The 15132-nt window shown below is 62.6% G+C and carries 14 protein-coding genes; all 14 read right to left on the reverse strand.

What is annotated here, in order from left to right; all coding sequences use genetic code 11:
* Window positions 1-11: 11 nt before the first annotated feature.
* Window positions 12-1208: an acyl-CoA dehydrogenase family protein gene (locus J3489_RS20805; protein ID WP_207001184.1), complete on the reverse strand. Its 1197-nt coding sequence runs from the start codon at window positions 1206-1208 to the stop codon at window positions 12-14.
* 48 nt (window positions 1209-1256) lie between these two features.
* Complete coding sequence (locus tag J3489_RS20810) at window positions 1257-1682, reverse strand: DUF1178 family protein (protein WP_207001186.1); 426 nt, start codon at window positions 1680-1682, stop codon at window positions 1257-1259.
* A gap of 221 nt (window positions 1683-1903) precedes the next feature.
* Window positions 1904-2479, reverse strand: a complete 576-nt coding sequence (locus J3489_RS20815) for an NUDIX domain-containing protein (RefSeq protein ID WP_207001188.1) — start codon at window positions 2477-2479, stop codon at window positions 1904-1906.
* 154 nt (window positions 2480-2633) lie between these two features.
* Window positions 2634-2930, reverse strand: a complete 297-nt coding sequence (locus J3489_RS20820; RefSeq protein ID WP_207001190.1) for a DUF2818 family protein — start codon at window positions 2928-2930, stop codon at window positions 2634-2636.
* The gene (nuoN, locus tag J3489_RS20825) at window positions 2930-4408 is read right to left on the reverse strand and encodes an NADH-quinone oxidoreductase subunit NuoN (protein WP_207001192.1); all 1479 of its coding nucleotides are present in this window, start codon (window positions 4406-4408) and stop codon (window positions 2930-2932) included. Before nuoN ends, J3489_RS20820 begins: the two co-directional genes overlap by 1 nt.
* A gap of 25 nt (window positions 4409-4433) precedes the next feature.
* Window positions 4434-5927 carry an NADH-quinone oxidoreductase subunit M gene (locus J3489_RS20830; RefSeq protein WP_207001193.1) on the reverse strand — a complete coding sequence of 498 codons (1494 nt, stop codon included), beginning with the start codon at window positions 5925-5927 and terminating at the stop codon, window positions 4434-4436.
* Window positions 5928-5940: 13 nt separating this feature from the next.
* Window positions 5941-8016 (reverse strand): NADH-quinone oxidoreductase subunit L, encoded by a 2076-nt coding sequence (gene nuoL, locus J3489_RS20835; protein ID WP_207001194.1) that lies wholly within the window; start codon window positions 8014-8016, stop codon window positions 5941-5943.
* Between the two features lie 17 nt (window positions 8017-8033).
* Window positions 8034-8339 carry an NADH-quinone oxidoreductase subunit NuoK gene (gene nuoK / locus J3489_RS20840; protein ID WP_153102134.1) on the reverse strand — a complete coding sequence of 102 codons (306 nt, stop codon included), beginning with the start codon at window positions 8337-8339 and terminating at the stop codon, window positions 8034-8036.
* 17 nt (window positions 8340-8356) lie between these two features.
* The gene (locus tag J3489_RS20845) at window positions 8357-9049 is read right to left on the reverse strand and encodes an NADH-quinone oxidoreductase subunit J (RefSeq protein ID WP_207001195.1); all 693 of its coding nucleotides are present in this window, start codon (window positions 9047-9049) and stop codon (window positions 8357-8359) included.
* Window positions 9050-9221: 172 nt separating this feature from the next.
* Window positions 9222-9710: an NADH-quinone oxidoreductase subunit NuoI gene (nuoI, locus tag J3489_RS20850; RefSeq protein WP_207001196.1), complete on the reverse strand. Its 489-nt coding sequence runs from the start codon at window positions 9708-9710 to the stop codon at window positions 9222-9224.
* 15 nt (window positions 9711-9725) lie between these two features.
* The gene (nuoH, locus tag J3489_RS20855) at window positions 9726-10790 is read right to left on the reverse strand and encodes an NADH-quinone oxidoreductase subunit NuoH (RefSeq protein ID WP_207001197.1); all 1065 of its coding nucleotides are present in this window, start codon (window positions 10788-10790) and stop codon (window positions 9726-9728) included.
* Entirely contained in the window at window positions 10791-13130 is a 2340-nt protein-coding gene (gene nuoG, locus J3489_RS20860) for an NADH-quinone oxidoreductase subunit NuoG (protein ID WP_207001198.1), read from the reverse strand.
* 136 nt (window positions 13131-13266) lie between these two features.
* Complete coding sequence (gene nuoF, locus J3489_RS20865; protein WP_207001200.1) at window positions 13267-14595, reverse strand: NADH-quinone oxidoreductase subunit NuoF; 1329 nt, start codon at window positions 14593-14595, stop codon at window positions 13267-13269.
* Complete coding sequence (gene nuoE / locus J3489_RS20870) at window positions 14592-15077, reverse strand: NADH-quinone oxidoreductase subunit NuoE (protein ID WP_207001203.1); 486 nt, start codon at window positions 15075-15077, stop codon at window positions 14592-14594. Before nuoE ends, nuoF begins: the two co-directional genes overlap by 4 nt.
* Between the last annotated feature and the right edge of the window lie 55 nt (window positions 15078-15132).

Here is a 15132-nt window from a genome sequence, read left to right on the forward strand (position 1 = left end):
CCATGAAAAGCTCAAAGCCCGAGAATCATCTGCGCGATGATGTTCTTCTGGATTTCGTTCGAGCCACCGTAAATCGACGTCTTGCGGAAATTGAAGTAGTACGCGGCGAGCGGAGCGGCATCGTCGTCGCCGGCGATGCTGTGCTCGCGCTTGCCTTCGAGGAACGGCGCGTCGAATGCCGCCGCGAGCGGCCCGGCCGCTTCGAACATCAGTTCCGTCAATCCTTGCTGGATTTCGGTGCCCTTGATCTTCAGCATCGATGCCTCTGGCCCCGGCCCGCGCCCGCTCGCCTCGTTGCTGACGACGCGCTGCACGGTCACATCGAGCGCCATCAGCTCGATCTCGAGCGCAGCCACTTTGGCGCCGAATGACGGATCTTCGATCAGCGGTTTGCCGTTTTTCCTCTGCTCGCGCGCAAGGCGCTTCAGGAACACGAGTTCGCGCTTCGAGCGGCCCACCGCAGCAATACCCGTTCGCTCGTGGCCAAGCAGATACTTCGCGTAAGTCCAGCCGCGATTCTCGTCGCCTACGAGATTCCCGACCGGCACTTCGACGTCCTCGAAGAACACCTCGTTGACCTCGTGATCTTCGTCGAGCGTGATGATCGGACGCACAGTGATGCCCGGCGTCTTCATGTCGATCAGCAGGAACGAGATGCCTTCTTGCTTCTTCGCGCCGCTATCGGTGCGCACGAGGCAAAACATCATGTCGGCGTGCTGGCCGAGCGTCGTCCAGGTCTTCTGGCCATTGACGACATAGTGATCGCCGACGCGCTCGGCCCGCGTGCGCAGCGACGCGAGATCGGACCCCGAGCCGGGCTCCGAATAGCCCTGGCACCACCAGTCGGTGCCGTCGAGAATGCGCGGCAAGTAGTGGCGCTTCTGCGCTTCGCTGCCGTACTTCATCAGCACGGGCGCAACCATCGACACGCCGAACGGCAGCACCGGCGGCGCTCCGACGCGCGCGCATTCCTCCTCCCAGATGTGACGCTGCGTCGCGTTCCAGCCGGGCCCGCCGTATTCCACGGGCCACGCCGGCGCAGACCAGCCACGCGCGCCGAGCCGCTTATGCCAGCTCGCAATGTCGTCGCGCGACAAGCGTTTGTGATTGAGGACCTTGGCGGCAAGCTCGGCAGGCAGATTCGCTTCGAGCCACGCGTGGATTTCGGCGCGGAATGCGCCTTCGGCGGGGGTGTAGTCGAGATTCATACGCAGTGTCTCCTGGCCGCGCCGTTCGCCGCCAGGATGACGCTGCGCTTATTGCAGCGACTCTTTGAGTGCGGTTGGAACCGGCAGCGGCATCACGTCGATGCCCTCTTCGACCAAGGCCTTCGCATCCTCCGGCGTCGTGACGCCGCGGATGCTGCGCGCGGGCGCTTCATTGTAGTGAATGCGCCGCGCTTCCTCGGCAAAGCGCTCGCCCACGTTCTCGGTTTTCTCGAGCAGCTCGCGCAATGCACGCATCGCACGGGCCTGCAACTCACCGGCATCCGCCGCGGGCTGCACCGCGCTCGCGCCCGACAGATTGAGACGGGGCGCGGACGGCATGCGGCTCACTTCGGTCGCGCCGCAAATCGGACATTCGACGAGCTTGCGGGACAACTGCGATTCGAAGTCTTCGGCGGAAGCAAACCAGCCTTCGAACCGATGGCCATGCGGACACTGTAAGTCGAGAACCTTCATGAGTCGGGGCTTGTGCACGAGTGTAGCGCAAAATCAAAATTTGTGAACGACCGTTCGCAAATTTATCGGGGAATCACGACGTGGACTGCTGGACGCTGAAAGCGTAGAGCAAATCGACGTGTGTGCGCGATTTTAGCGCTTCGCGTGAAAACGCGCCGAAGGTGACGCGGTGATGACAAATACGGCGAAACGCACGCCGGACGGCGTGATTCCAGCGTCCTTCACGCGAGCGGCCAAGCGCCGGAAAGCGCCTTCTCGAGCCAGAACGTGCCGATGATCGTCTTCACGTCGCTGATCTGGCCCGTGCGCACCCACTCCATCACTTGCGCAAGATCGACCGTGAACGTCTCGAGAAACTCCCCGTCGTCGAGTTTGCGCTCACCGGCCGTCAAACCGCGCGCGAGAAAGATATCGATGAATTCCGTCGAGTACGAAATGATCGGATGAATGCGCGTCAGGTACACATACTCGCGCGCCGTATAGCCGGTCTCCTCGCGCAGCTCGCGCTTCGCGCACGCAAGCGCGCCCTCGTCCGGATCGAGCTTGCCGGCCGGATACTCGGTCATCACCTTGCCGATCGGATAGCGATATTGGCTTTCCATCAGCACACGGCCGTCGTCGAAGAGCGGGATCACCATCACCGCGCCCGGATGCTGGACGTATTCGCGCGAGGCATGCTTGCCGTCCGGCAAACGCACGATGTCGCGCTTGAGCGTCAGGAAGGAGCCTGCGTGGATCGTGTTGCTTTCGACGCACGTCTCGGTGAGCGCGGCATCGTGGTTGGGCAGTTCAGCCATGGTGCCTTCCGTCCCCAAAGTGGTCTTGCTTCGGGGCGCCGGGCCGCCCCCAAGGGAGGCATCCGCCCCCTCGGGGGGCAGCGAACGAAGGTGAGTGTGGGGCTCGTTCATGTCGCCTCCTCGGACAGCCAGGACGCGCGATGGCGGCTAGCCATCAGCGGCGTTTGACGAGATATTGAAAAATGAAGCCGGGAAACGCGAAAACGACGAACAGGCTGAACGTGATCGCATAAAACTGCCAGCCTTGCTCGAAGCGGTTGCCGGCGCGCGCTTCAAGCATGAAGCCGAGAGCGCCGACCACGAAATACAGCACGATCAATTCGCCGATCCGAATCCACGCGTTCTTCTTCGCCGCCTTGAGCGGCACGACCGCGAAAAGCCTCTGATTCAGAAACGGCAAGTTGGCGCCCGCGAGCGCCAACAGCACGATAAACCCGCCTGCTGCCGACATCACAGCGCCACGGGCAACGTATGCGTGATCGCGGCCAGGCAGGCAGTCATGAGCGGGCCCGGAACGATGCCGAGCAGCAGCACAGCGACCCCGTTCAGCGACAGCACGACACGCTTGCACGTATCGCCTGTGATCGGCGTCGTGTCTTGCGGCGCATCGAAGTACATCAGCTTGACGATACGCAGGTAGTAGAACGCGCCGAAGAGCGACGTCACCACCGCGAGCACGGCCAGCCACGTGAGGCCGGCGTTCATCGCCGATTGCAGCACGGCGAGCTTCGCGTAGAAGCCGACGGTCGGCGGAATGCCTGCGAGCGAGAACATCATCACCATCATCACGAACGCGAAGACCGGGCTGCGCTTGTTCAAGCCCTTGAAGTCGTCGAGCGAATCGGCTTCGAAGTCGCCGCGTGCGAGCAGCATCACCACGCCGAACGAGCCGAGCGTCGTGATCAGGTACACGATGCTGTAGAACATCGCCGAGCCGTACGCGCCGGCCATGCCGCCGGTTTTGCCGTCGACCACGCCTGCCAGCAGGCCCAGCAGCACGAAGCCCATGTTCGAGATCGCCGAGTAAGCGAGCATCCGCTTGACGTTGCGCTGGACGATACCGGTGATGTTGCCGACGATCATCGACAGCGCCGCCAGAATGACGAGCATTTCCTGCCAGTCGACTGCGAGCGGCAGCAGGCCCATCACGAGGAAGCGCAGGCCCCACGCGAACGCCGCGACCTTCGGGCCGCCGCCGACGAGAAGGGTCATCGCCGTGGGCGCGCCGTGATAGACGTCGGGCACCCACATGTGGAACGGCACGGCGCCCATCTTGAACGCGACACCGGCAACGATGAAGATCACGCCGAACAGCAGCACCACATCATTGATACGGCCCGAAGCCACCGCCTTCAGCACTTCGTTCAGGTCGAGCGAGCCCGTTGCGCCGTACAGCATGGAGATACCGTACAGCAGGAAACCGGAAGCCAGCGCACCGAGCACGTAGTACTTCATCGCCGCTTCGTTCGACTGCGACGCGTCGCGGCGCAGCGCGATCGCCGCGTACAGCGACAGCGACATCAGTTCGAGGCCGAGGTACAGCGTCAGGAAGTTGTTGCCCGAGATCATCACGAGCTGGCCGAGCAACGAGAACATCCCCAGCAGGACGAAGTCGCCGCGGAACAAGCCGCGATCGTCAAGGTACTTGCGCGAATAGATGAGCGTCACCGCAAAGCCGAGCGACACCACCGACTTCATCGCGCTCGCGAACGAATCGACCACGTACATCCGCGAGTAGAAATACAGCGTCTGCGTATCGAACGCGAGCGCCGCGAACCAGATGCCCGCGATCACCGACGACACGACCGCAATCCAATACGTCAAGCGACGGCCGGACGCGCCGACGAACGTGTCGTTCAGCCAGGCCACGACGATCGCGGCCATCACCAGCGCGTCCGGACCCAGAGCAGACATAGAAGCGTTTTGCATGATCTTTATATTCCTCTGCTCTGCATTACTGTGACAACGGCGGCAGCTTCGACTGCGCGACGTGGGCGAGGAGGTTGTCCACGGCGACGTGCATCACATCGGTGAAAGGCTTCGGATACAGGCCCATGAACAGCGTCAGCGCCGCCAGCACGCCCAGAATGAAGAATTCCCGGCGGTTGATGTCCGTGAGCTTCGCGACGTGGTCGTTCGCCACCTTGCCGAAATAGACGCGCTTGTACATCCACAGCGTGTACGCCGCGCCGAGAATCAGCGTGAGGGCGGCGCCGAACGCGATCCAGAAGTTGTAGCCGACCGACGCCAGGATCACCATGAACTCGCCGACGAAACCCGAGGTGCCCGGCAGGCCGGCGTTCGCCATCGCGAACAGCATCACCAGTGCCGCGAACTTCGGCATCGTGTTGACGACGCCGCCGTAATCGGCGATCTGACGCGAGTGCATGCGGTCGTACAGCACGCCGATGCAAAGGAACATCGCGCCCGACACGAAACCGTGCGAGATCATCTGCACGATCGCGCCTTCCGCACCCATCTGGTTGAAGATGAAGAAACCGAGCGTGACGAAGCCCATGTGCGCAATCGACGAATACGCAACCAGCTTCTTCATGTCGGCCTGCACCATCGCGACGAAGCCGATGTAGATCACCGCGATCAGCGACAGCGCGATGACGACCGGCGCCAGCGCATGGCTCGCATCAGGCGTGATCGGCAACGAGAAGCGGAGGAAACCGTACGCGCCGAGCTTCAGCATGATCGCCGCCAGCACGACAGAGCCGCCTGTCGGCGCTTCCACGTGCGCGTCAGGCAACCACGTGTGCACCGGCCACATCGGCACCTTCACTGCGAACGCCAGGAAGAATGCGATGAATAGCAGCACCTGAGGCGTCATCGCGATCTGCGCGCTCTGCCAGGCCGCGAGGTCGAACGTGCCCGTCTCCACGTACAGGTAAATCAGCGCAACCAGCATCAGGAGCGAGCCGGCCAGCGTGTACAGGAAGAACTTGAACGCTGCGTAGACCCGGTTCGCACCGCCCCACACGCCGATGATGAGGTACATCGGGATCAGCGTAGCTTCGAAGAACACGTAGAACAGCATGCCGTCGGCCGCCGAGAACACCCCGACCATGATCCCCGACAGGATCAGGAACGCCGCGAGGTACTGCGACACGTGCTCGGTGATCACCTCCCAGCCGGCGATCACGACGATCACCGTGATCAGCGCGGTCAGCACGACGAACCACATCGAGATGCCGTCGACGCCGAGGTGGTACGTGATATGGAAGCGCTCGATCCAGTTCGACTGCTCGACGAACTGCAGCGCCGCCGTGCTCGAGTCGAAGCCGGTGATGAGCGGCAGTGTGACGAGCAGGCCGAGAACCGAACCGATCAGCGCCAGCCAGCGCGCCGGAGCGGGGTTCCTATCGGAACCGATAGCGAGAACAGCGAGGCCGAAAACGATCGGCAACCAAATCGCGACACTGAGAATCGGAAAAGAGTGCATTAGTATCCCCGCCTTATTTGCCGCCGAGCGTTACAAACAGGGTCAGGAGCCCCAACATGCCGATAATCATGGCGAACGCGTAGTGATAGATGTAACCGGATTGGAGGAAGCGGATCACGCTCGCGAACCAGCCGACGAAGCGCGCGCTTCCGTTGACGACACCGTCGATGACCGCGACATCGCCCTCTTTCCAGAGGCCACGGCCGATCGCCACAGCGCCCTTGGCAAACACGACGTCGTTGATCTTGTCCATGTAGTACTTGTTATCGAGCAGCGTGTAGATCGGACCGAACGCGCGGCGAATCACCGCCGGCAGGTCCGGACGCTTCAGATACAGGAACCATGCGGTGACCACGCCCGCGAGCGCGAGCCATACCGGCAAGCCCGACACCGAGTGCAGACCCATCGCCACCCAGCCGTTGAATTCGTCGGCCATCTCGTGCAGCGCCGGATGGTTCTCGCCGATGAAGATCACCTGGCTGAACGCGACACCATGCTGGAAGAAGTCGCCGAACAGCATCGGGCCGATTGCGATCGCACCGATCACCACGGACGGAATCGCGAGCAGCACCAGCGGCACCCAAACCACCCAAGGCGTCTCATGCGGCTCGTGCGCGTGGCCGTGATCGTCGTGGCCGTGACCGTGGTCGTCATGACCGTGGCCATGACCATGAGCGTGCAATGCCGCTTCCGCGCCCAACGGCGAATCGGGGTGCTTCGGACCGCGGAAGCGCTCTTCGCCGTGGAACACCATGAAGTACATACGGAACGAGTACAGCGCGGTGACGAACACGCTCGCCACGACCGCGAAGTACGCAAAGCCCGAACCCGGCAGATGCGAGAGCTTCACGGCATCGATGATCGAGTCCTTCGAATAGAAGCCCGAGAAGAACGGCGTGCCGATCAGCGCGAGCGAACCGACCAGCGACGTGATCCAGGTGATCGGCATGTACTTGCGCAGACCGCCCATGTTGCGCATGTCCTGATCGTGGTGCATGCCGATGATGACCGAGCCCGCGCCGAGGAACAGCAGCGCCTTGAAGAACGCGTGCGTCATCAGGTGGAACACGGCGACCGGGTAGGCCGACACGCCGAGCGCGACCGTCATGTAGCCGAGCTGCGAGAGCGTCGAGTATGCGACCACGCGCTTGATGTCGTTCTGGACGATGCCGAGGAAGCCCATGAAGAGCGCGGTAATCGCGCCGATCACCGTGATGAACGACAGTGCCGAATCCGACAGCTCGAACAGCGGCGACATGCGCGTCACCATGAAGATGCCGGCCGTCACCATGGTTGCCGCGTGAATCAGCGCGGAGATCGGCGTCGGGCCTTCCATCGAATCGGGCAGCCACACGTGCAGCGGGAACTGCGCCGACTTGCCCATCGCGCCGATGAACAAGCAGATGCAGGCGACCGTCAGAAGGCCCCAGTTCGTGCCCGGGAACGAAAGCGCCGCGAGTTCGTGGTTCTTCGCGAACACGTCCGTGTAGTTCAGCGAGCCTGCGTACGCGAAGATCAGGCCGATGCCGAGCAAGAAGCCGAAGTCGCCGACGCGGTTCACGAGGAACGCCTTCAGGTTCGCGTAGATCGCGCTTTCACGCGTGAAGTAGAAGCCGATCAGCAGGTACGACACGAGACCCACCGCTTCCCAGCCGAAGAACAGCTGCAGGAAGTTGTTGCTCATCACGAGCATCAGCATCGAGAACGTGAAGAGCGAGATGTACGAGAAGAAGCGCTCGTAGCCATCGTCTTCGGCCATGTAGCCGATCGTGTAGATGTGCACCATCAGCGACACGAAGGTCACGACGCACATCATCATCGCGGTCAGCGTGTCGACCAGGAAGCCGACTTCGAGCTTCACCGAGCCAACGTTCATCCATTCGTAGACCGTCGCGTTGAAGCTCGCGCCGTTCAGCACGTCGACGAACACTATCGCCGACAGGATGAACGAAATGAACACGCCCAGGATCGTGATCCGGTGGCTCCCCTTGCGCCCTACCGTCTTGCCGAACAGCCCCGCAATCAGCGAGCCGGCGAGCGGTGCGAGCGGAACCGCCAGCAGCAGGTTTTCATTAAGTGTCGTTGACATAACAGCGGTGCCTGAATTTAACCTTTGAGCTGATCGAGGTCTTCGACGTTGATCGTGTCGAGACTGCGGAACAGAGTCACCAGAATCGCGAGGCCGATCGCGGCTTCAGCCGCGGCCACCGTGAGCACGAAGAACACGAAGATCTGGCCGTGCACGTCGCCGAGGTAATGCGAGAACGCGACGAAATTGGTGTTCACCGCCAGCAGCATCAATTCGATCGCCATCAGGATGATGATGATGTTGCGACGGTTCAGGAAAATACCGACGATGCTGATCGCAAACAGGATCGCACCGAGCACGAGGTAGTGAGCAAGGGTCAACATGTTTTTCTCCAGTGCGCTCAGGCCTTGTTGCCGACCGTGCCGGCGCCGGTGTTGCCTGGTGCGGCTTCGCTTGCGGCAGCTTCCGGCAGCACCTTTTCCGCCGGCATCTTCACGAGGCGCACGCGGTCCTCGCGACGCACCTTGACCTGTTGCGACACACGCTGGCGTTTGCTGTCCTTGCCTTGGCGCGCGGTCAGCGCCACGGCGGCGATGATCGCGACGAGCAGCACGAGGCCGGCGATTTCAAACGCGAAGATGTAATCGGTGTAGATGACCTTGCCGATGAGGCGCGTGTTCGGCATCGCGCCCGCGGCCCCCACGCCGCCCGCGCCTGCCGTCACGTCGTGCAACGGCGTGACCGTTGCACCGTAGCCGTGCCACAGGATCAGCGCCGTTTCGATCACGATGATCGCGCCGACCACCGTCGCCATCGGCACGAAGCGCCTAAAGTCCTTGCGCAGGACGTCGAGATTGATGTCCAACATCATCACGACGAACAGGAACAGCACCATCACCGCGCCGACGTAGACGAGCACCAGCAGGATCGCGAGGAATTCGGCCTGCAGCAGCATCCAGATGGCCGCCGCGTTGAAGAACGCGAGCACGAGGAAGAGCGCAGCCGCAACCGGGTTGCGCGAGGTGATCACCTTCAGCCCTGACACCGTCAGGAGCGCAGCAAAGATGTAGAACAGTACGGTCGTGAATTCCATGATTACCGGTTCATCGTTAGCCCATCGTCAGGCATGGTGGTTCTTTGGCTTAAGGCATCCGCCGAACGGCACGGCGGTCTACCGCGCCGCAGTGCGGATCGCCCCGCGGCGCACGGCCTTCAAGCCGGCAGCATCAAACCAAAACGGTCCAGCTAAAGCGTTCAAACGAGATTCAACGGTAAGGCGCATCGGCTGCCTTGGCCGCGGCGATCTCCGTTTCGTAGCGATCGCCGACCGCCAGCAGCATTTCCTTCGTGAAGTACAGGTCGCCCCGCTTTTCGCCGTGGTATTCGAGGATCTGCGTCTCGACGATCGAGTCGACCGGGCAGCTTTCCTCGCAGAAACCGCAGAAGATGCACTTGGTCAGGTCGATGTCGTAGCGCGTCGTGCGGCGCGTGTTGTCCGCGCGCGTTTCCGATTCGATCGTGATGGCCAAGGCCGGGCACACCGCTTCGCACAGCTTGCATGCGATGCAGCGCTCTTCGCCGTTCTCGTAGCGGCGCAGCGCGTGCAGCCCGCGAAAGCGCGGCGAGATCGGCGTTTTCTCTTCCGGGAACTGCACCGTGAACTTGCGCTTGAACGCATAGCGTCCGGTCAGCGCGAGCCCCTTCAGCAGCTCGGTCAGAAAGAACGTCTTGAAGAAGTTTTGGATTGCGGTCATGTTCTCGTCCGCCCTTTATTTCCAGATATTCAACGGCGACATGATCCAGAACCCGACCACGATCACCCACACCACGCACACCGGCAGGAAGATCTTCCAGCCCAGGCGCATGATCTGGTCATAGCGGTAACGCGGGAACGTCGCACGCGCCCAGATGAATACCGACAACAGGAAGAAGACTTTCAGCACGAGCCATAAGATGCCCGGGATGAACGACAGGAAGCCGAACGGTGCGCTCCAGCCGCCAAGGAACATCGTGGCAGCCAGCGCCGAAATCACGATCATGTTGATGTACTCGGCGAGGAAGAACAGCGCGAACGCCATCCCCGAGTAATCGATCATGTGGCCCGCGACGATTTCCGACTCCCCTTCAACCACATCGAACGGGTGGCGGTTCGTTTCGGCGATGCCGGAGATGAAGTACACGACGAACACCGGCAACAGCGGCAGCCAGTTCCACGACAGGAAAGTCACGCCGTAGCTCGCGAAGATGCCGCGCTCTTGCGAAGTCACGATATCCGAGAGGTTCAGGCTGCCCGAGGTCATCAGCACGACGACAAGCGCAAAGCCCATCGAGATTTCGTACGACACCATCTGCGCCGCGGCGCGCATCGCGCCGAGAAACGCGTACTTCGAGTTCGACGCCCAGCCGGCCAGAATCACGCCGTACACGCCGACCGACGAAATCGCGATCGCGTACAGGAGACCCGCGTTGATGTCGCCGAGCACGGCGCCCGCCTGGAACGGAATCACCGCCCACACCGCGAACGCCGGGACCACGACCATGATCGGCGCGATCAGGTAGATCCAACGGCTCGCCGCCGTCGGCTGAATCACTTCCTTCAACAGCAGCTTCAGCACGTCGGCGATCGGCTGCAGCAGACCGGCCGGGCCGACGCGGTTCGGGCCGAGACGCACGTGCATCCAGCCGATGAGCTTGCGCTCCCAGAGGATCAGGTAGGCCACGCACAGCAGGATCGCGACGGACACCACCAGGATCCGGATGAGCGCCCACACTGTGGGCCATGCCACGCCGAGAAGCTGACTGCCGCCCGAGTTGATCGTATCGAACAAGCTCATTTACGCCTTCTCCACCACCAGTTCACCGAACAAGCTGCCCAGCGCAGCGCCGGCAGGCGTAGCCGCCGACACGCGGACGACCGTCTCCGCAAGATTTGCCTCGCGCACCGCGGGCGCTTGCACCTCGCGGTCGCCCTGACGCACGCGCACCGCGTCGCCTTCCTTCAATGCCAGCTTGTCGAACAGCGCGGCCGGCAGGCCGATCGTATTCGCCGCGCGCGCGGCGGCCGTCAGATGCAGCGACGGCGCACGACGCACGAGCGGGTCGGCGTGATAGATCGGCACGTCGGCGATGCGCTCGAACTTGCCGTCCGCGGCCTTCGCAGCGGCGCCGTTCGCACGTGCGACTGCGGCGCTCGTGCGGTTCGACAGACGCGCGGCGATTTCGCCCTCGCCGAGCGCGGCCGTGCGCACTTCTTCCGCCGTGTCGTATTCGAAGCCCGGCAAGCCAAGCACGCTGCCGAGCACGCGCAGCACCTTCCATGCGGGACGCGTTTCGCCGAGCGGACGCACGACGCCGTTGAACGACTGCACCGTGCCTTCTGCGTTGACGAACGCACCGGCCGTCTCGGTGAACGGCGCGATCGGCAGCAGCACGTCGGCGTAATCGGTGCCGTGCTTGAACGCCGACAGCATCACGACCATTTCCGCCTGGTTCAGCGCGGCCAGCGCCTGCGCCGGATTCGCGGTGTCGAACTCGGGTTCGACGTTGAGCAGCAAGTAGCCCTTGCGCGGCTGTTCGAACACTTCGCGCGCGTTCAAACCGCCCTCGCCCGGCAGCGCGCCGGCCAGGTGGGCACCGACGGTATTCGCCGCTTCGGCGACGAAGCCGAGCGTGGCGCCCGTGTTTTCAGCAATCCATTGAGCGGCCGCATGAATGCGTGCGAACTCCGGGTGGCGCACGGCGCCGTTGCCGAGCAGCACGACGCGCAGCTCGCCGGCGCTGAGCGCAGCGGCGACATCCCTCGCCGCTTCCGAAGCTTGAGCCGAGGCGAACGCTTCCGGCAGTGCCACGCCGCGCGCTTGCGCGACGGCGGCGGCAATGCCTGCAAGCTCGTCGAGCCATGCCGACGGCGCGGCGGCGATGCGCTTGGCGGTCGGGATCAGCGAGTCGTCGCCCGTCGCGTTGAGGAAATGCACCTTCGCACCGCCCTTCGCCGCTTGACGCAAGCGCGCGGCCACGAGCGGATGATCGCGGCGCAGGAACGAGCCGATGACGAACGCAGCATCGACCTTCGACAGATCGGCGAGCATCACGCCGAGCCACGGCGTGCCTTCCGGCTTCGCGGAGAAATCGGCTTGACGCAGACGGAAGTCAACGTTCGGCGTACCGATCGCGGCAGCAAGCTGCTTCACGAGGAACAGCTCTTCGAACGTGCTATGCGGGCTCGCGAGCGCCGCGAGCGCCTTCGCGCCGTGGTCCGCGGTGATGCCCTTGATGCCCTTCGCGACGTATTCGAGCGCGGTCTGCCAGTCGGATTCGACCCACTGGCCGCCTTGCTTGATCATCGGCTGCGTGAGGCGCTCTTCGCTATTGAGGCCTTCGTACGAGAAGCGGTCCTTATCCGAGATCCAGCACTCGTTGATCGCTTCGTTCTCGAACGGCAGCACGCGCATCACGCGATTGTTCTTCACTTGAACGACGAGATTCGCGCCGACCGAATCATGCGGGCTCACCGACTTGCGGCGCGACAGTTCCCACGTACGCGCGCTGTAGCGGAACGGCTTGCTGGTGAGCGCGCCGACCGGGCACAGGTCGATCATGTTGCCCGACAGTTCGGAATCGACGGTCTTGCCGACGAACGACGTAATCTCGGCATGCTCGCCGCGGCCCAGCATGCCGAGCTCCATCACGCCGGCGATTTCCTGGCCGAAGCGCACGCAGCGCGTGCAGTGAATGCAGCGCGTCATCTCTTCCATCGAGATCAGCGGGCCGACGTTCTTATGGAACACGACGCGCTTTTCTTCGCTGTAGCGCGACGACGATTTGCCGTAGCCGACTGCGAGATCCTGCAACTGGCATTCGCCGCCCTGGTCGCAGATCGGGCAATCGAGCGGGTGATTGATCAGCAGGAATTCCATCACCGATTGCTGAGCCTTCACCGCCTTCTCGGACTTCGTATGCACGATCATGCCCTGCGAGACCGGCGTCGCACACGCGGGCACGGCCTTCGGCATTTTCTCGACATCGACGAGACACATCCGGCAGTTGGCCGCGATGGAGAGCTTCTTGTGATAGCAGAAGTGAGGAATGTACGTGTCGACCTTATGCGCAGCCTGGATCACCATGCTGCCTTCGGCCACCTCGACCTTCTTGCCGTCTATTTCAAGTTCAACCATGATGGTGAATGGTCCTTAACCTATTTACCGCTCAATCATTCGCTCAGTGCCGGCCCGGCGGATTGCCGTCGAGCCGTTCAGTGCGGCAATGAAATTCCGTGCGTGGGGTACCGCTCGCGCCGCTTCAGGCCGCGCGTTACGCGAGCACCGCTTCGACCGAAGCCGGCGCGCCCGCGTGGCCGCCCACGAGGCAATGCTTGTGCTCGACGTGATAGGCGAATTCGTCCCAGTAGTGCTTCAACATCCCGCGCACCGGCATTGCCGCTGCGTCGCCGAGCGCGCAAATCGTGCGGCCCATGATGTTATCCGCGACCGAATTCAGCAGATCGAGGTCTTCCTTGCGGCCCTGGCCGTGCTCGATACGGTGCACGACGCGATAGAGCCAGCCGGTGCCTTCACGGCACGGCGTGCACTGGCCGCACGATTCTTCGTAGTAGAAGTACGACAGACGCAAGAGCGAACGTACCATGCAGCGTGTGTCGTCCATCACGATCACCGCGCCCGAACCCAGCATCGAGCCGACCTTAGCGATCGAGTCATAGTCGAGATCGGTCTGCATCATGATGTCGCCCGGTACGACCGGCGCCGACGAGCCGCCAGGAATCACGGCCTTGATCTTCTTGCCGCCACGCATGCCGCCGGCAAGCTCCATGAGCGTCGCGAACGGCGTGCCGAGCGGCACTTCATAGTTGCCCGGGCGCTCGACGTCGCCGGACACCGAGAAGATCTTCGTGCCGCCATTGTTCGGCTTGCCGAGTTCGAGGTAGGCCTGCGGCCCGATCGAGAGCAGGAACGGCACGGCAGCGAACGTTTCGGTGTTGTTGATCGTCGTCGGCTTGCCATAGACGCCGAAGCTCGCCGGGAACGGCGGCTTGAAGCGCGGCTGGCCCTTCTTGCCTTCGAGCGACTCGAGCAGCGCGGTTTCTTCGCCGCAGATATAGGCGCCGTAACCGTGGTGCGCGTGCAGCTGGAACGAGAAACCCGAGCCGAGAATGTTGTCGCCGAGGAAACCCGCGCGGCGCGCCTCTTCGAGCGCTTCTTCGAAGCGCTGATAGGTTTCCCAGATTTCGCCGTGGATATAGTTGTAGCCGACCGTGATGCCCATCGCGTATGCACCGATCGCCATGCCCTCGATCAGGGCATGCGGGTTCCAGCGCAGGATGTCGCGGTCTTTGAACGTGCCCGGCTCGCCTTCGTCCGAGTTGCAGACGAGATACTTCTGCCCCGGGAACTGGCGCGGCATGAAGCTCCACTTCAGGCCGGTCGGGAAGCCCGCACCGCCACGGCCGCGCAGACCCGACGCCTTTACGTCGGCGATCACCTGCTCGGGCGGAATCTTTTCTTCGAGAATGCGGCGCAGCTGGGCGTAACCGCCGCGCGCCACGTAGTCTTCGAGGTGCCAGTTGTCGCCGTTCAGGCCAGCGAGAATCAGCGGTTTGATGTGACGATCGTGGAGAGACGTCATTTCGAAAGTTCCTCCAGCAATTGGTCGATCTTCTCGCGGCTCATGAAGCTGCACATGCGATGGTTGTTCACGAGCAGCACCGGCGCGTCGCCGCATGAGCCCATGCACTCGCCCTCTTTTAGCGTGAACTGGCCGTCGGGCGTGGTTTCGCCAAAGTCGATGCCGAGCTTCTTCTTCAGGTATTCGGCAGCGCCGTCCGAGCCGCCGTCCGGCCCGAGCTGGCACGGCAGATTCGTGCAGAGGGTGATCTTGTATTTGCCGACAGGCGACGTCTCGTACATCGTGTAGAACGTCGCGACTTCCTGCACGGCGACCGCAGGCATGCCGAGATAGTCCGCCACGTACTGCATGATTTCCGGCGACAGCCAGCCGTGCTCTTCTTGAGCCACGGCCAACGCCGACATCACGGCGGACTGTTTCTGATCGGCGGGATACTTCGCGATCGCACGATCGATTTCTTTCAGGCCTTCAGCTGAGATCATTTTCAGACACGACTCTTTCAATTCCTACCGAACGAAAACCTGCCGCGGGTGTTGC

The sequence above is a fragment of the Trinickia mobilis genome (genome assembly GCF_017315705.1).
Classification (GTDB): domain Bacteria; phylum Pseudomonadota; class Gammaproteobacteria; order Burkholderiales; family Burkholderiaceae; genus Trinickia_A; species Trinickia_A mobilis.